Raw genomic sequence first — 16,466 nt, 5'->3', positions numbered from 1 at the left:
ACGACGGCTCCTGGACGACGACGGGGCCTGGACGACGACGGGGCCCGGACGACGACGGGGCCCGCCCCGCCTCGCGGCGGGAGACGGACCCCGGTCGGTGCGACGGGCTAGCCGCCGACGGTCGGCGTGCTCGTGGTGACCTCGTTGGTCGTCGCGAGCGTCCCGAGGTAGAGCTCGATCACCTTCGGGTCGTTCATCAGCTCACGTCCCGGACCCTCGTAGGCGTCGCGGCCCTGGTCGAGCACGTAGCCGCGATCGCAGATCTGCAGTGCGCGGCGGGCGTTCTGCTCGACGATCATGATCGAGACGCCGGCCCGGTTGATCCGCTGGACGTTGACGAAGGTCTCGTCCTGACGCATCGGCGAGAGGCCCGCGCTGGGCTCGTCGAGCAGGAGCATCGACGGATCCATCATCAGCGCCCGCGACATCGCGACCATCTGGCGCTCGCCGCCCGAGAGCGACCCGGAGCGCTGCTTGAGGCGCTTGGTCAGCTCGGGGAAGAGCTCGGTGACGAAGTCGAGCCGCTCCTTGAACATCTTCGGCTTCTGGTACATGCCCATCTCGAGGTTCTCCTCGATGGTGAGCGACGGGAAGACGTTGTTGTTCTGCGGCACGAAGCCGACGCCCTTCGAGACCAGCTTGTCGGCCTTGAAGCCGGTGATGTCCTCGCCGTTCAGCAGCACCGTGCCCTGGCGGATGTTGACCAGGCCGAACATCGCCTTCAGCAGCGTCGACTTGCCGGCGCCGTTCGGGCCGATGATGCCGACCAGCTCGCCCTTCTTCACGTAGACGTTCGACCCGTTGAGGATGTTGACCCCCGGCACGTACCCCGCGTGGAGGTCGTGCGTCTCGAGTGTGTTCTGGGTCACTTCTCGTCCTTTCCGAAGTCGACGGCGGGTGCGTCGGTGGTCGGCGCGATGCTCGTCGGGGCGGAGCCGGCGGTGGGTTCCGCGGGGGCGGGCTCCGCGGCGTGCGCGACCGCCGGGGAGGCCGTGGCGGGCGCCGCGGTGCTCGCGGCCGGCGCGTCGTCGGGGTGCGGGTGCACCTCGACGCCGGCCTCCTCCGCCCGCTTCTCGACGTCCTCGCGGACCAGGTCCGAGTCCATCTCCTCCGCCACCTCGAGCTGGCCCTCGATCGTGCCGAGGTCGGTGTCGTGGTGCGCGCCGAGGTAGGCGTCGATGACCGCGGGGTCGTTCATCACCGTCGAGGGCGGGCCCTCGGCGACGACCTTGCCCTCGGCCATCACGATCACCCAGTCGGCGATGGTGTTGACCATGTGCATGTCGTGCTCGACGAAGAGGACGGTCATGCCCTCGTCCTTGAGATTGACGATGTGCCCCAGCAGCGACTGCGTCAGCGCCGGGTTCACGCCCGCCATCGGCTCGTCGAGCATGACCAGCTCGGGCTCCGACATCAGCGCGCGCGCCATCTCGAGCAGCTTCTTCTGACCGCCCGAGAGGCTCGAGGCGTAGTCGTCCTTCTTGGTGTCGAGCTTGAACTTCTCGAGCAGGCGGATCGCCCGCGTCTCGATCGTCTCCTCCTCCTTCGACCACAGCGGCCGGATCAGCGAGGTGAGGATGTTCTCGCCCTTCTGGCCCTTCGCGCCGAGGAGCATGTTCTCGAGCACCGTCATGCCGCCGAGAGCCTTGGTGAGCTGGAAGGTGCGCACCATGCCCATCCGCGACACCCGGTAGGCCGGGACGTTCGCGAGGTTCTTGCCCTTGAAGTTCCAGCGGCCCGTGTTGGGCTTGTCGAAGCCCGTGAGCAGATTGAAGAACGTGGTCTTGCCGGCGCCGTTCGGGCCGATCAGGGCCGTGATCGAGCCGCGCGGGATCTCGACGTGGGCGACGTCGACCGCGGTGAGTCCGCCGAAGCGGCGGCTGACGCCGTCGGCGACGAGGATGGGGTCCTTCTTGACGACCCCGGGGACGATTTCCTGCTCGGTGATGTCCGAGACCGGCGTTTTAGGCAAAGTGCAGATCCTTCTTCTTGCCGAAGATCCCCTGGGGTCTGAAGATCACCAGGAGCATGAGGGCCACACCGACCACGATGAACCGGATCGGTCCGGTCTGCACGGTGGTGAGCTTGATGAGGTCGTTGTTGAGGACCCCGGTGTCGATCCCGAGCGTGAGCAGTCCGTCGGTCAGACCGAGGACGACCCAGAAGATGATCGAGCCGACGACCGGTCCGAAGACCGTCGCGGCGCCGCCCAGCAGCATGATCGTGTAGAGGAAGAACGTGAGCTGGGTGCCGTAGTTGTCGGGCTGCAGCGAGCGCGGCAGGATGAACAGCGCTCCGGCCAGGCCGCCCAGCACGCCGCCGAGGATCAGCGCCTGGATCTTGTAGGAGAAGACGTTCTTGCCGAGCGAGCGCACGGCGTCCTCGTCCTCGCGGATGCCCTTGATGACGCGGCCCCAGGGGCTGCGCATCAGCAGGAAGACCAGCAGGCAGGCCAGCAGCACGAGGCTCCAGCCGACGATGCGGACCCACCACTGGTCCTGGTTGTAGGTCAGGATGCCGATGCCGAAGCGCCCCTCCGGCAGCGGGTTGAGGTCGTTGAACGCCTTCGCCGCGCCGTTGATGCCCTCCGAGCCGCCGGTGACCGCCGAGAACTCGGGTGTCTTGACCGAGAGCCGGATGATCTCCGCCGCCGCGATCGTGACGATCGAGAGGTAGTCCGCCCGCAGCCGCAGCGTCGGGACGCCGAGGATGAGCGCGAACACGGTCGCCGCGACGATCGTCGCGAGCAGGGAGCCCCAGACGGGCCACTCGAACTTGACCGAGGTGATGGCGAAGGCGTAGCCGCCGACCGCCATGAAGCCGGCCTGGCCGAAGTTGAGCAGGCCGGTGAATCCGAAGTGGATGACCAGGCCGATGGTCGCGAGCGCGTAGGCGGCGACGGTGGGGTCGACGATCTGCCCGATCGCCAGCCAGATGAAGTTGAGGTTCATGGTGTCAGCCGATCCGTTCCTTGCGACCGAGGATGCCCTGCGGTCTGACCAGCAGGATGATGATCATGAGGACGAGCGGAGCCACGTACTTGAGGTTCTCCGGGATCCAGATCGTCGAGATGTTCATCATCAGGCCGATGATGAGCGAGCCGACCAGTGCTCCGTAGGCGGAGCCGAGGCCGCCGAGCGTGATCGCCGCGAAGATCAGCAGCAGGATCGACGCTCCGGTGTCCCAGCGCAGCGACTGGTAGTAGCCGATGTAGACGCCGGCCAGCGCGGCGAGAGCGCCCGAGAGCACCCAGACCACGCGGATGACGCGCTCGACGTTGATGCCCGAGGCGGAGGCGAGGGCCCGGTTGTCGGACACCGCCCGCATCGCCTTGCCGATCTTCGTCTTGGTGAGCAGCAGGGCCACGCCGACGATGCAGACGACGCCGATGGCGGCGCCGACGAGGTCGGTGAACTTCAGGCTGATGCCGAGCTCGGGCACCGTGAAGAACGGGGCCGTGCTGTTGGGCAGCGAGAGCCGGTCGGCGCCGAAGAAGAAGACGAAGACGTAGCGCAGGGCCAGTGAGAGGCCGATCGTCACGATCATCAGCGGGATCAGCTGGATCCCCTTCTTGCGCAGCGGCTTCCAGAGCAGGCCGTCCTGCACGAAGCCGAACGCTCCGCCGAGGACCACCGCGATCGGGATCGCCAGCAGCGCCGGCAGCCCGAAGACGCCCGAGAAGAGGTAGGCCATCAGCGCGCCGAAGGTGACCAGCTCGCCGTGGGCGAAGTTGTTCAGACCGGTGACGCCGTAGATCAGCGAGGCGCCGATGGCCGCGAGGGCGATCAGGAGTCCGAAGATCAGGCCGGTGATGACCTTGGGCCAGAAGATGATCCAGAAGGTGTCGGCCGAGACCGGCTGGTTCACCGCGTTCGAGGTGCCGTCGGGGTTCGTCGCGTCGTTGCCCGTGGTGCCCTCGGTCGCCGGGCTCGTGGGAGCGGCGGAGTCGGAGGGGACGGGGGCGCTCGCGCCGGTCCCGATCGGGTTCGCCGTCGAGACGATGAAGTTCACGATCTGGTTCTGCGAGGCGACGATGCTCACCTGCTTCGGGTTCTGCCCCGCTGCGGGGTAGCCCTTGTCGGCGGGGAGCGTCGCCTCGTCGACCGTCACGCTGAACGTGCCGGCCTCCTCGAGCGGGAAGACGGCGCGGCCGTCGTCGCCCGTGGTGAGCGTCGCGGTGGCGTCGCCGCCGAGCTCGACGGTCACCCCCACCAGGTTCTCGTTCGTGCCCTGCACGCGGACCCAGGCGATGATCGACTGGTCGGCGGTGGTCTCGGCCGTCGCGGCCGGCGCGGCGGCGAGGACGCCGCCGAGGGTCGCGGCGAGCAGGCCGAGCGCGACGAGGCCTTTGCGGAAGCCTCGGCGTGGGAGGAGCCGTCTAGGCACGGGGGGCCTCCCGGTCCGTCGGATGCAGGGTCGTCGCGCGCTTGTGGCGCGTCGAACGGCTGGCTGTGAGCAAGACGTCTACCTCTCGTCAGGGTGCACAGACGGATGGGGTCCCCGGGCGCGCCCGGATCGCCGTCGTCAAACAACGTTGGTTGACCATACGTTCCGCATGTGTCGGCGGTGTTTCCCCACCTGCACTACTGCGTGACGACATTATGCGGGGCGGAGAGCGCTCCCGTGTCCCCCGCACGGGTCGCGCGCGCGTCCGGGGCACCTCCCGCGGGCTCCGGCGCCGGAATACCCGGCGCCCTCGCGCGCTTAAGCTTGAGCATCCGGGACACCCGTGACCGGACGCGCCACCTCCACCTCCGGGCACCCGCTCGACCTGCAAAAGGGGCATTGATGGACCAGCCGGATCCCTTCGGATTCCTCGGACTCACCTACGACGACGTCATGCTCCTCCCCGGGCACACCGACGTCATCCCGAGCGAGGCCGACACGGCGTCCCGCCTGACGAAGCGCATCACGGTCGCGACACCGCTGCTCTCCGCGGCGATGGACACCGTCACCGAGTCGCGGATGGCGATCGCGATGGCACGCCAGGGCGGCTTCGGCGTCCTGCACCGCAACCTCTCCATCGCCGACCAGGCCGACCAGGTCGACCGCGTCAAGCGCAGCGAGTCGGGCATGGTCTCCAACCCCGTCACGACGACGCCCGACGCGACCGTCGCGCAGGTCGACGAGCTCTGCGGTCAGTACCGGATCAGCGGGCTCCCCGTGGTCGACTCGGCCGGCGTGCTCGTCGGCATCATCACCAACCGCGACATGCGCTTCGTCTCGCCGTTCGAGAAGGCGAGCACCCTCGTCCGCGACGTGATGACGAGCTCCGGCCTCATCACCGGCCGCGTCGGCATCCCCGACAGCGAGGTCATCGCGCTCTTCGCGCAGCACAAGATCGAGAAGCTGCCCCTCGTCGACGCGCAGGGCAAGCTCGCCGGCCTCATCACGGTCAAGGACTTCGACAAGTCCGAGCAGTACCCGAACGCAACGAAGGACGAGGAGGGGCGCCTGCGCGTCGGCGCCGCCATCGGCTTCTTCGGCGACGCCTGGCAGCGCGCGACCGCGCTGCTCGACGCCGGAGTCGACGTGCTCGTCGTCGACACCGCCAACGGCGACTCGGCCGGCGTGCTCGAGATCATCCGCCGCCTCAAGGCCGACTCCGCCTTCGCCGGCGTCGACGTCATCGGCGGCAACGTCGCCACCCGCTCCGGCGCCCAGGCGCTCGTCGACGCGGGCGCCGACGCCATCAAGGTCGGCGTCGGACCCGGCTCCATCTGCACCACCCGCGTCGTCGCCGGAGTCGGCGTGCCCCAGGTCACCGCCGTCTACGAGGCGTCGCTCGCCGCCCGCGAGTCCGGCGTCCCCGTGATCGCCGACGGCGGCCTGCAGTACTCCGGCGACATCGCCAAGGCCCTCGTCGCGGGCGCCGACACCGTCATGCTCGGCTCACTCCTCGCCGGCTGCGCCGAGAGCCCCGGCGACCTCGTCTTCCAGAACGGCAAGCAGTTCAAGACCTACCGCGGCATGGGCTCCCTCGGCGCCCTGCAGACCCGCGGCGAGCGCACGTCCTACTCCAAGGACCGCTACTTCCAGTCCGACGTCCCCACCGACGACAAGCTGATCGCGGAGGGCATCGAAGGGCAGGTGCCGTATCGCGGGCCGCTGGCCAACGTGGCGTATCAGCTGGCGGGGGGGCTGCGGCAGTCGATGTTCTACGTCGGCGCGCGGACGATCGGCGAGTTGAAGGAGCGGGGGAAGTTCGTGCGGATCACGGCCGCCGGGTTGAAGGAGTCGCACCCGCACGATGTGCAGATGGTGGTGGAGGCGCCGAACTACCGGCGCTGATCGCTGCTGGCTGGTTGCTGGCTGGCTGCTGGCCGGCTGCTGGTGCTGGCGGGGGAGTTCTGGTGGGGGTCGGCGTCGGATCGTGATGGCGGCCCCTCTGCCCGATGGGCCTTCGGCCCATACGCCCACCACGCCGGAGGGGCCGCCATCACGATCCGCCACCTCCCACTCGGGGCTCACGGTCCCTTCTGAAGACCGAAGGACGCAGCGCGAGCGGCGCTGAAGCGCCGCCGCGACTGCGCCTGCTGTCGGCAGCGCGAGCGGGCGGCGCCCGCCGCGACTGCCCCACCCGCGCCTGCGTCGGCGCGTCGGCTCGCCTCTGAGCGTGGGCGATCGAACGCGGACGTTCGGAAGGTGGGAGCGCTATCCGGCGATCCGCGTGCCAGCGGATCGGCGTGCGCGGACGCAGGACGCTCTACGGGACGCGACCATGCGCTCGAGCCGACCGCGGGTGAGCGACGAGCGAAGCGAGGAGCGAGCCACCGGTAAACTCGGCGCCATGGAGATCGAGATCGGGCGCGCCAAGCGCGCTCGCCGCGCGTACGCCTTCGACGACATCGCGGTCGTCCCGAGCCGCCGGACCCGCGATCCGGAGGTGGTGTCGGTGAAGTGGGCGATCGACGCGTACCAGTTCAGCACTCCGATCCTGGCGGCGCCGATGGACTCGGTGGTGTCGCCGGCGACGGCGATCACGCTGGGGCGGCTGGGGGCGCTGGGCGTCCTCGATCTCGAGGGGCTGTGGACGCGCTACGAGGACCCGGAGCCGCTGCTCGCGGAGATCCGGGAGCTGCCGGCGGAGCGCGCGACGCAGCGCATGCAGGAGATCTACTCGGAGCCGGTGAAGCCGGAGCTGGTGACGGCGCGGCTGGCCGAGATCCGCGCTGCCGGCGTGACGGTCGCCGGCGCGCTGTCGCCGCAGCGGACCGCTGAGCTGTACCAGACCGTCGTCGACGCGGGGGTGGACGTCTTCGTCATCCGCGGGACGACGGTGTCGGCGGAGCACGTCTCGCGGGACACCGAGCCGCTGAATCTGAAGAAGTTCATCTACGAGCTCGACGTGCCCGTCATCGTCGGCGGCGCCTCGACCTACACCGCGGCGCTGCACCTGATGCGCACGGGCGCCGCGGGCGTCCTCGTCGGCTTCGGCGGCGGTGCCGCCTCGACGACGCGTGCGACGCTCGGCATCCAGGCGCCGATGGCCACGGCGGTCGCGGACGTCGCCGGCGCTCGCCGCGACTACCTCGACGAGTCCGGCGGCCGCTACGTGCACGTGATCGCGGACGGCGGCCTGGGCACCTCCGGCGACATCGTGAAGGCCATCGCGGTCGGCGCGGACGCCGTGATGCTCGGCTCGGCGCTCGCCCGCGCGACCGACGCCCCCGGCGGCGGCTGGCACTGGGGGGCGGAGGCGCACCACCAGCAGCTCCCGCGCGGCCGCCGCGTCGAGGTCGGCACCGTCGGCACCCTGGAGCAGGTGCTCTACGGCCCCGCGACCGACGCGAACGGCACTGCGAACCTGATCGGCGCCCTGCGCCGCTCGATGGCGACCACCGGCTACTCCGACCTCAAGGAGTTCCAGCGTGTCGAGGTCGTCGTCGCCCCGTACCAGCCCAGCTAGCCGGCGGCCCCGCCGAGGCGTCCCCGAACGGTCGAGACGTCCTGCAGCAGCTGGACGCTTCGACCGTTCGAGGCCGTCTCGCCGGGGTGGACTCCGGCGCGCGCGAGAGCGGCGAGCATCGGGCGTGCGGCGTAGGCGTACTGCCGGCGCCAGCGGACGAGGCCGCTGACGAGGGCGCGGAGGCGGTCCTCCCGGCGCTACTCGTCGAGGAGCGCCTGCTCGGGGGTGCGGCCGCGGAGGAATCGCGGATCTGCGTACTTCGAGGACGCCTCGGCGGCGGCGGCCGGTCGGCGGGTCCTCCGTGGGCGAACGGCCGCGGGGGAGGGGGGCTGCCCGCCTAAACTGGGGGCATCCCCCGAGGTCGGAGCGCCGTCAGGCGCGGATGGAGCACGCATGGTCGAGGTCCGCAGGGTCAAGCTGCCCGGTGTCGGCGTTCTGCACACCTTCCTCACCGCGGACGGCGGGAAGGTCGGCGTCATCGCGCACCGCTCCGGCCACAGCGACCTGATCACCTTCGCCGAGGGCGACCAGGACGGCGCCAAGGTCTCGCTCCGCCTCAGTGACGACGAGGCGCACACCCTCGCCGAGCTGCTCGGCGGCACCCAGATCACCGAGTCGCTCACCGCGCTCGATCAGATCCCCGGCCTCTCGATCGACTGGTTCACCGTCGACTACGACGACCACATCGCGGGGCAGCAGCTCGGCAAGCCGGCCGACCGCGGCATCGTCGGCCTGACCGTCGTCGCCGTCGTCCGCGGCGACGCGGCCAATCCTGCTCCCGCCCCCGACTTCCGGGTGTTCCCCGGCGACACCCTCGTCGTCGCCGGCAGCCCCGAGAAGGTCGCCAAGGCCTTCGCCTTCTTCCGCTCCGGCGTCTTCGCCAAGGCTCCCGAGACGCCGCCCGGAGCCTGAGGATGCACCACGGCGAAGACCTCATCGTCCTCGGCGTCCTGTTCGTCGTCGCCTACGTCCTCGGGCGGCTCGGGCGGACGATCGGTCTCCCGGCCATCCCGATCTACATGGTCGTCGGCCTGCTCGCGAGCCCGAACTTCCACCTCTTCCCGCTCGACTTCGAGTCGTCCTACATCGAGCTGACGGCGGTCTTCGGGCTGATCCTGCTGCTGTTCAACCTCGGCCTGGAGTTCGACCAGGACGAGTTCTACGGCAATGCCGGGCGGCTGATCCTCTCCGGCGGCTCCTACATCGCCGTCAACATGGCGGTCGGGCTCGGCTTCGGCTTCCTGCTGGGCTGGGGGAGCCGCGAGGCCCTCATCATCGCGGGCATCACGGCGACGAGCTCGAGCGCGATTGTGACGAAGCTGCTGATCGAGCTCAAGCGGCTCGCCAACCCCGAGACGCCGATGATCCTCGGCGTCACCGTGGTGGAGGACATCTTCATCGCGGTCTACCTGGCGATCGTCTCCGTCGTGCTCTCGGGCGAGACGGAGCCGTGGCCGGTGGTGCTCAAGCTGCTCATCGCGTTCGCGTTCCTCGTGGTGATGTTCGCGCTGGCGCGCTGGGGCGGCCGGGTCGTCTCGCAGCTGTTCCGCACGCGCGACGACGAGCTGTTCACGATCCTGTTCTTCGGGCTCGCGATCCTCTTCGGCGGGATCGGCGAGATCCTCGGCGTCACCGACGCGATCGGCGCCTTCCTGATCGGCCTGGTGATCGGCGCGACCCGGTTCCGGGCGCGGGTGGAGCGGATCGCGATCCCGCTCCGCGACGTCTTCGGCGCCTTCTTCTTCGTCAACTTCGGGCTCGGGCTCGACCCGGGCGCCTTCCCGGACGTCGTGGTCCCGGTGATCGCCGCGTCGGTGATGACGATCGTGCTCAACCTCGGCGCCGGCCAGTTCGTCGCGTGGCTGAACAAGCTCGGTCCGCGGGCGGGCCTGAACGCGGCCTTCATCCTGCACAACCGCGGCGAGTTCGCGCTGATCCTCGCGACGCTCTCGCTCTCGGCGGGGCTCGACGAGCGGATCCAGCCGTTCGCCGGTCTCTACGTGCTGATCATGGCGATCATCGGCCCGATCCTCGCGTCGCGCTCGGAGAGCATCGGGCTCGCGCTGTCGCGCCGGCGGCACCGGGTGAAGCCGGCCGCCCGCGGGGCGATGGCGGAGGAGGACTTCGCGCTCGTCGAGGCGGCGATGGCGGAGGACCCGTCGGACGAGCGTCCGACGACCGACACCGCGGAGACGGCGGTCGTCGAGCCGACGCCGCGGCCGCACCGCCCGATCGAGCGCGACGAGCTCGACGACGAGTTCCCCGATCCGATGCGGCAGGCCCTGATCGACCAGGCGATGCAGCAGTCGGACGGGATCGACTCCGACCGGCCGCGGCGACCCCGCGAGCCCGACTACTGAGCCACGGCCCGCTGATCGAGGGGCTCGCGCGGTGGGCAGAGCTTGCTGATCGAGTAGCCCGCGCAGCGGGCGTATCGAGATCCGCCTCCGCCGGACGTGCAGGTGACGGTGGGTCTCGATACGCCCCTGCGGGGCTACTCGACCAGCATGGGACGCCCCTGCGGGGCTACTCGACCAGCATGGGACGCCCCTGCGGGGCTGCCCGACCAGCATCAGGGGCAGCGATCCGAGGGAGCTCCCACCCGGGTTGGCTAGGCTTCGTCGGTCCGCCGTCACGGAGCGGATCCGCCCCCGATCGAGGAATCCATGACGCAGAGTGCCCCGCCGCAGAGCACGGTCTGGCAGGTCGCCCGGCGCCCGCGCTGGCTCGCGGCGCTCGTGCTGGCCCTCGTGATCGCGGGGCTCTTCGCGGCCCTCGGCCAGTGGCAGGTCGGCCGAGCGGTCGAGGCCGCGGCCCCCGACTCCGGCGTCTCCGAGACCGCTCTCGCGCTCGACGACGTCGCCGCGCCGTCGCGCCCGATCACGGCGACGGCCGACGGCCAGCGCGTCGAGGGCGCGTCGGAGTTCGTCCCGGGCGGCGCCGAGATCCTCGGCGGCCGGCTGAACGGCGAGGAGCCGGGCTGGTGGGTCATCGCGCGCACCCGCACGACGACCGCCGATCTCGTCCTCGCCTACGGCTGGACCGCCGACCGGGAGCAGGCGCAGAGCGTCGCCGACGCCCTGAACGACGGCGCGGAAGCGGCGCCCGTCGCGTTCACCGGTCGCCTGGTCGCGAACGAGGCCGCAGAGGTCCCGGCCGAGGGCACCGATCCGCTGACGCTCACCGCGCTGTCGATCCCGGCTCTGATCAACCGCTGGCCCGACCCTCCGCTGGACGTCTACCAGGGCTACGTCGTCGTCGACCGACCCGTCGCCGGTCTCGAGGCGATCGACTCGCCCGCCCGGGTGACCGACGTCTCGCTGAACTGGCTCAACGTCTTCTACGCGATCGAGTGGGTCGTCTTCGCGGGCTTCGCGCTCTACCTCTGGTTCCGCCTCGTGCGCGACGCCTGGGAGCGCGAGACCGAGGAGGCGCTGGACGCCGCCGAGGCCGCGGCCCCGAGCCCGGTCGCCTCCTCCGCCCCGTAAACTGGTCCTCATGCCCCTCGAGCCCAAGCCCGCGCAGTTCCCTGCGATCCGGAGCGCGCTGCGCTTCTACCGGGTGACCTCGATCATCACCGGCGTCATGCTCCTGCTGCTCTGCGCCGAGATGCTGCTGAAGTACGTGTTCCACCTCGAGCTGTTCGTCTTCGGCCAGCAGGGGATCGCGCACTTCGCCCCGATGTACGAGGTGCCGGGCGGCGAGTGGAAGTCGAGCGGGACGGGCGCGAACCTGTCCACCGGCATCCTGATCGCGCACGGCTGGTTCTACGTCGTCTACCTCTTCGCCGACTTCCGCCTGTGGAGCCTGATGCGCTGGCCGTTCTCGCGGTTCATCCTCATCGCGCTCGGCGGAGTCGTGCCCACCCTGTCCTTCTTCGTCGAGACCCGCATCGCCCGCGAGGTCGAGCAGTACCTCGAGCGGCGCACCGCCGGCCTCGATCCGAAGACCCCGTCCGACTCCGTGGAGGCCCCCCATCAGTGAGCAGTCCGGCACCCGTGACCAGGCAGCGCCCGGCGAGCACTCCGCCCCGCAGCCGCACCTCGCCGCCCAGCCCGTGCTCGTCGTCGACTTCGGCGCCCAGTACGCCCAGCTGATCGCGCGGCGCGTCCGCGAGGCGAACGTCTACTCCGAGATCGTCCCGTCGAACACGACGGCCGCCGAGATCGCCGCCAAGTCGCCGGTGGGCATCATCCTCTCCGGAGGGCCCTCCAGTGTCTACGAGGAGGGCGCACCGCAGCTCGACCCGGCCATCTTCGACCTCGGCATCCCCGTCCTGGGCATCTGCTACGGCTTCCAGGTGATGGCGAAGACGCTCGGCGGCGAGGTCGCGAACACGGGCCTGCGCGAGTACGGCGCGACCGACGCGGCGGTCTCCGCCGACGGCGGCGTGCTGCTCGGCGACCAGCCCGTCGACCAGACGGTGTGGATGAGCCACGGCGACCAGGTCTCGAAGGCGCCCGCCGGCTTCGACGTCCTCGCCTCGACCGGCTCGACCGCGGTCGCGGCGTTCGGGAGCGATGCGCGCCGCCTCTACGGCGTGCAGTGGCACCCCGAGGTCAAGCACTCCGCGCACGGCCAGGCCGTCATCGAGAACTTCCTGCACCGCGCGGCCGGCATCCCGGCCGACTGGAACTCCTCCAACGTCATCGACGACCAGGTCGCGCTGATCCGCGAGCAGGTCGGCTCCGGCCGCGTCATCTGCGGTCTCTCCGGCGGCGTCGACTCCGCCGTCGCCGCCGCGATCGTGCACCGCGCCGTCGGCGATCAGCTGGTCTGCGTCTTCGTCGACCACGGCCTGCTGCGCAAGGACGAGCGCCGCCAGGTCGAGGAGGACTACGTCGCCGCCACCGGCGTACGACTGGTGACCGTCGACGCGCGCGAGCAGTTCCTCGACGCGCTCGCCGGCGTCAGCGACCCGGAGCAGAAGCGCAAGATCATCGGCCGCGAGTTCATCCGCACGTTCGAGGCGGCCGCCGAGGCGCTCGTGCTCGAGGCGCAGGGCGAGGGCACCTCGATCGACTTCCTCGTGCAGGGCACGCTCTACCCGGACGTGGTCGAGTCCGGCGGCGGCACCGGCACGGCGAACATCAAGTCGCACCACAACGTCGGCGGCCTCCCGGAGGACCTGCAGTTCGCGCTCGTCGAGCCGCTGCGCACCCTGTTCAAGGATGAGGTGCGCGCGATCGGCCGCGAGCTCGGCCTGCCCGAGGTCATCGTCGGCCGCCAGCCGTTCCCCGGCCCCGGCCTCGGCATCCGCATCGTCGGCGAGGTCACCCGCGAGCGGCTCGACCTGCTGCAGGAGGCGGACGCGATCGTCCGCGCCGAGCTCACCGCCGCCGGCCTCGACGGCGAGATCTGGCAGTGCCCGGTCGTGCTGCTCGCCGACGTCCGCTCGGTCGGAGTCCAGGGCGACGGCCGCACCTACGGCCACCCGATCGTGCTGCGCCCCGTCTCCTCCGAGGACGCGATGACGGCCGACTGGACGCGCTTGCCGTACGACCTGCTCGCCCGCATCTCCAACCGCATCACCAACGAGGTGAGCGGGGTGAACCGCGTGGTTCTTGACGTCACGTCCAAGCCGCCGGGCACCATCGAGTGGGAGTGACGCGGGCGCACGGTCAGCTGCGGCGTTGTCGTCGGTCGCGATACCTCCGGTATCGGTCCCTCGCCTTGCAGCTGACCGCGCGGAAGCCCGCGTCCCTGTGCTGAACGGGCCCCTTCGGGGGCCCGTTCAGCGTCTCCGGGGGGCGGCGGGTTCGATTCGCAGGTGATCCGGGCCGGAGAACGCGTCCAGCCGCGCGAGGTGCCGCGGGGGCGGCCGGATCACCTGCAGATCGGACGGGGGTCGCCCAGTGTGCGAGTGGTCACCCGCACCGAGCGCAGACGGTGGAGGGGCGGGTTTGATCTGCAGGTGATCCGGGCGGGAGAGCGCGCTCAGCCGCGTGCGGCGTCGCGGGACGGCCGGATCGCCTGCAGATCGGACTCCGGTCGCACGGTGTGAGTGGTCGCCCGCACCGAGCCCAGGTGGTGGAGGGCGGGTTCGATCTGCAGGTGATCCGGGCGGGAGAGCGCGTTCAGGCGCGTGCGGCGCCGCGGGGGCGGCCGGATCGCCTGCAGATCGAACGGGGGCGGAGCGGAGTCGGGCGGGGCCGGGTCTCAGGCGGGGGTGTCGAGGACGCCGATGAAGCGGGTGCCGATGCCGTCGTACTCGTCGCGGCGGTGGCCCTCGGGGTGGTGCGGCCACTCGTCGGGGGAGTGGTCCTCGCAGACGAGGAAGGTGAAGTCGGGCCACCACTTCTTGGGGCGCGCGGCCTCGGAGCGGCCGCAGATCGCGCAGTCGAGCGTCACCCAGACCGGGCGCTTGCCGGTGCGGTTCTCGCGCGACTGGGCGAGCCAGGGCGGCGGGTCCTGCTCCAGGGCGACGAGCTCCTCCTCGGAGAGGCGGGTGGGCAGCCCGTGCCGCGTCGCCATCTCGACCGGGATGTCGAGGCGCTGAGCGGCTTCGCGTCGCGTGATCATCGGATCACCCTAGCCGAGCGCCACTCGGGCGGCCCTGGTCCGGGGCCGGAGCGAGGCCCGCGCGACGAGCCACTCCAGCGGCCCCTGCCCCACGTAGCGGCGCCAGAGCAGGGCGCCGAGCACCGCGACGACGATGAAGGACGCGAGCAGGGTCCAGCTCTGCCAGGCCGCGAAGTCGAACGGCTCGTAGGGCACCAGGTAGACCGCCAGCGCGACGAGCTGCACGGAGTAGACCGTCAGGGGCATCGCGCCCACCGCGGCCAGCGGAGCGGTGACGGCCCGGACGGGCGCCGATCGCTGGGCGAGGGCGGTGAGGGAGCCGATCGCGACGGCCGCGACGCCGCCGGCTCCGAGGATCTCCGCGGTCGTGCTCGAGTGCGCCTCGACGCTCTCCGGCCCGCCGAGGGCGAGTCCGACGCCGTAGCCGAGCACCGCGGCGATCGCGCCGCCGATCGTCAGCCAGCGCTGCGTCGTGGCCGAGCGGATGTCGCAGCGCGCGATCAGCAGGCCGAGCATCACGTAGGCGAGCCAGGAGGGCACCGGGTAGTACTGCGTCAGCCAGGTGAGCGGCAGCTGCGCGAGGAGGGCGTCGGCGGGGGAGAGGGTGCCGATCCAGTCGTTCTCGGCGGTGACGATCCGGTCGACGAGCAGCGGGCCGGCGATCGCGAAGCCGGCGGCGAGGACGGCGAGCACCGCGCGCGGCAGGAACATCAGCAGCGCCGCGACGACGAACATCAGCCCGTAGTGCGGCAGGATCACCGCGATCGGCGTGCCGAGCAGCGTCAGCGCCACCCCGATGACAAGCAGATAGAGACCGCGCAGCAGGATCGACGCGGTGTCGAGGAGCGGACGGGTCGAGCGCTTCGCCCCGCCGGACATCAGCCCGATCGAGACGCCCGCGAGGACGGCGAAGAGGACGGCGCTGCGGCCGTCCCAGATCATCTCGCGCTCGGCGGGGGCGAGGTGCGCCGCGAACATCCCGAGCACGGCGAGACCGCGGGCGACGTCGAGGCCGACGATGCGGGTCGGAGCGGCGGCCATCATTCCTCCATCGTGTCAAAAGCGGCGGGGCGGGGGTGCGCGGCCCGGCCGCGGAACGACGACGGGCGCCCGACCGGTGAGGTCGAGCGCCCGTCGTGCCCGGATCGCTCCGGAGCGGGGGACTACTGGCGGAAGATCGAGATCAGTCGCAGCAGCTCGAGGTACATCCAGACGACGGTGACGAGGATGCCGTAGGCGCCCGTCCAGCCGTAGATGCGCGGGGCGCCGTTGCGGACGCCCTGCTGGATGAACTCGAAGTCCATCACGAGGGAGTAGGTGGCGAGCGCGATGGCGATGAGGCCGATCACGATGCCGATGAAGCCGGTGCGCAGACCGAAGCCGCCGCCGACGCCGAACAGGCCGAGGCCCAGGTTGACCAGCGAGAAGACCGCGTAGCTGATCATGCCGATGAAGAAGATCTTGTTCAGCTTCGGCGAGGTGCGGATCTTGCCGTTCATGAACAGCGCCAGGGTGACGCCGATCACGACGACCGTCGCGAGCAGGGCCTGGACGACCGCGCCCTCGTAGGCGCTCTCGAAGAAGCGCGAGATCGCGCCGACTCCGACGCCCTGGAACGCCGCGTAGGCGAGGATCAGGGCCGGCGACGGCACCTTCTTGAAGGCGTTGACGATGCCGAGGACCAGTGCGACGAGCACGGCGGGGAGCATCAGCCCTGGGACGAACCAGCCCACCGCGGCACCCGCGAGGAGCACGACGAAGGCGAGAGCCGTCTTCGCGAGGGTGTCCTCGACGGTCATCCGGTTGGTGTCGGCCGAGCCCGCGGCCGGACGGTTGTACATCTGGTCGAGCGTGCCGGGCGACACGTCCGGGACGTCCTGCACGCGGCCGGCGTAGCCCCGGTTGCTGAACTCCGGACGACCGAACGCCGGGTTGTTGCTTGCCATGGTTCCTCTTCTCTCAGGTGCGCTCGACGGTGACGGACAGGTCCGTCGGGACTCGCGGAGCTGAGTCGCTGTGATTGCGGGATCCGCCG

The 16,466-nt window shown here is 70.7% G+C and carries 14 protein-coding genes; 7 read left to right on the top strand and 7 right to left on the bottom strand.

Annotated features, from left to right (window positions below):
* Window positions 1–107: 107 nt before the first annotated feature.
* Genes GSU72_RS14995 through GSU72_RS14980 form a run of 4 tightly spaced genes read right to left on the bottom strand, consistent with a single transcriptional unit; the run spans window position 108 to window position 4,386 of the window.
* Window positions 108–869 carry an ABC transporter ATP-binding protein gene (locus tag GSU72_RS14995; RefSeq protein WP_159985772.1) on the bottom strand — a complete coding sequence of 254 codons (762 nt, stop codon included), beginning with the start codon at window positions 867–869 and terminating at the stop codon, window positions 108–110.
* A complete protein-coding gene (locus GSU72_RS14990; protein WP_159985771.1) occupies window positions 866–1,972 on the bottom strand; it encodes an ABC transporter ATP-binding protein in 1,107 nt (368 codons plus the stop codon). Before GSU72_RS14990 ends, GSU72_RS14995 begins: the two co-directional genes overlap by 4 nt.
* Window positions 1,965–2,951: a branched-chain amino acid ABC transporter permease gene (locus tag GSU72_RS14985; RefSeq protein WP_159985770.1), complete on the bottom strand. Its 987-nt coding sequence runs from the start codon at window positions 2,949–2,951 to the stop codon at window positions 1,965–1,967. The genes GSU72_RS14990 and GSU72_RS14985 overlap by 8 nt, the downstream gene beginning before the upstream one ends.
* A 4-nt stretch (window positions 2,952–2,955) precedes the next feature.
* Window positions 2,956–4,386, bottom strand: a complete 1,431-nt coding sequence (locus GSU72_RS14980; RefSeq protein WP_244255838.1) for a branched-chain amino acid ABC transporter permease — start codon at window positions 4,384–4,386, stop codon at window positions 2,956–2,958.
* A gap of 402 nt (window positions 4,387–4,788) precedes the next feature.
* On the opposite strand from GSU72_RS14980, the gene guaB reads away from it, so the two are divergent.
* The 7 genes from guaB to guaA all read left to right on the top strand — a co-directional run bounded on the left by guaB (window position 4,789) and on the right by guaA (window position 13,517).
* Window positions 4,789–6,291, top strand: coding sequence for an IMP dehydrogenase (gene guaB, locus GSU72_RS14975; RefSeq protein WP_159985769.1), 1,503 nt, complete (start codon window positions 4,789–4,791; stop codon window positions 6,289–6,291).
* Between the two features lie 499 nt (window positions 6,292–6,790).
* Window positions 6,791–7,909: a GuaB3 family IMP dehydrogenase-related protein gene (locus GSU72_RS14970; RefSeq protein ID WP_159985768.1), complete on the top strand. Its 1,119-nt coding sequence runs from the start codon at window positions 6,791–6,793 to the stop codon at window positions 7,907–7,909.
* 393 nt (window positions 7,910–8,302) lie between these two features.
* A complete protein-coding gene (locus GSU72_RS14965; protein WP_123445096.1) occupies window positions 8,303–8,821 on the top strand; it encodes a TrkA C-terminal domain-containing protein in 519 nt (172 codons plus the stop codon).
* 2 nt (window positions 8,822–8,823) lie between these two features.
* Window positions 8,824–10,269: a cation:proton antiporter gene (locus tag GSU72_RS14960; RefSeq protein WP_159985767.1), complete on the top strand. Its 1,446-nt coding sequence runs from the start codon at window positions 8,824–8,826 to the stop codon at window positions 10,267–10,269.
* 306 nt (window positions 10,270–10,575) lie between these two features.
* Window positions 10,576–11,397, top strand: coding sequence for an SURF1 family cytochrome oxidase biogenesis protein (locus GSU72_RS14955; RefSeq protein WP_159985766.1), 822 nt, complete (start codon window positions 10,576–10,578; stop codon window positions 11,395–11,397).
* A gap of 10 nt (window positions 11,398–11,407) precedes the next feature.
* Window positions 11,408–11,893, top strand: coding sequence for a DUF3817 domain-containing protein (locus GSU72_RS14950; RefSeq protein WP_159985765.1), 486 nt, complete (start codon window positions 11,408–11,410; stop codon window positions 11,891–11,893).
* Between the two features lie 73 nt (window positions 11,894–11,966).
* Window positions 11,967–13,517 carry a glutamine-hydrolyzing GMP synthase gene (gene guaA, locus GSU72_RS14945; protein ID WP_208545068.1) on the top strand — a complete coding sequence of 517 codons (1,551 nt, stop codon included), beginning with the start codon at window positions 11,967–11,969 and terminating at the stop codon, window positions 13,515–13,517.
* A gap of 551 nt (window positions 13,518–14,068) precedes the next feature.
* Here guaA and GSU72_RS14940 read toward each other — a convergent pair.
* The 3 genes from GSU72_RS14940 to GSU72_RS14930 form a co-directional block, all read right to left on the bottom strand.
* The gene (locus GSU72_RS14940) at window positions 14,069–14,431 is read right to left on the bottom strand and encodes a hypothetical protein (protein WP_159985764.1); all 363 of its coding nucleotides are present in this window, start codon (window positions 14,429–14,431) and stop codon (window positions 14,069–14,071) included.
* A gap of 9 nt (window positions 14,432–14,440) precedes the next feature.
* Complete coding sequence (locus GSU72_RS14935; protein ID WP_208545067.1) at window positions 14,441–15,475, bottom strand: DUF418 domain-containing protein; 1,035 nt, start codon at window positions 15,473–15,475, stop codon at window positions 14,441–14,443.
* Window positions 15,476–15,594: 119 nt separating this feature from the next.
* Window positions 15,595–16,377 carry a Bax inhibitor-1/YccA family protein gene (locus GSU72_RS14930; protein ID WP_159985762.1) on the bottom strand — a complete coding sequence of 261 codons (783 nt, stop codon included), beginning with the start codon at window positions 16,375–16,377 and terminating at the stop codon, window positions 15,595–15,597.
* Window positions 16,378–16,466: the final 89 nt, after the last annotated feature.

Source organism: Rathayibacter sp. VKM Ac-2760, from assembly GCF_009834185.1.
Classification (GTDB): domain Bacteria; phylum Actinomycetota; class Actinomycetes; order Actinomycetales; family Microbacteriaceae; genus Rathayibacter.
The sequence above is the reverse complement of the archived record's forward strand: the minus strand, read 5'-3'. Positions and strand labels throughout refer to the sequence as shown.

Coding starts and splice junctions, on each gene's coding strand:
- GSU72_RS14965 (WP_123445096.1), top strand. CDS start 8,303: ATGGTCGAGGTCCGCAGGGTCAAGCTGCCCGGTGTCGGCGTTCTGCAC.
- guaB (WP_159985769.1), top strand. CDS start 4,789: ATGGACCAGCCGGATCCCTTCGGATTCCTCGGACTCACCTACGACGAC.
- GSU72_RS14960 (WP_159985767.1), top strand. CDS start 8,824: ATGCACCACGGCGAAGACCTCATCGTCCTCGGCGTCCTGTTCGTCGTC.
- GSU72_RS14970 (WP_159985768.1), top strand. CDS start 6,791: ATGGAGATCGAGATCGGGCGCGCCAAGCGCGCTCGCCGCGCGTACGCC.
- GSU72_RS14950 (WP_159985765.1), top strand. CDS start 11,408: ATGCCCCTCGAGCCCAAGCCCGCGCAGTTCCCTGCGATCCGGAGCGCG.
- GSU72_RS14930 (WP_159985762.1), bottom strand. CDS start 16,377: ATGGCAAGCAACAACCCGGCGTTCGGTCGTCCGGAGTTCAGCAACCGG.
- GSU72_RS14940 (WP_159985764.1), bottom strand. CDS start 14,431: ATGATCACGCGACGCGAAGCCGCTCAGCGCCTCGACATCCCGGTCGAG.
- GSU72_RS14985 (WP_159985770.1), bottom strand. CDS start 2,951: ATGAACCTCAACTTCATCTGGCTGGCGATCGGGCAGATCGTCGACCCC.
- GSU72_RS14935 (WP_208545067.1), bottom strand. CDS start 15,475: ATGATGGCCGCCGCTCCGACCCGCATCGTCGGCCTCGACGTCGCCCGC.
- GSU72_RS14955 (WP_159985766.1), top strand. CDS start 10,576: ATGACGCAGAGTGCCCCGCCGCAGAGCACGGTCTGGCAGGTCGCCCGG.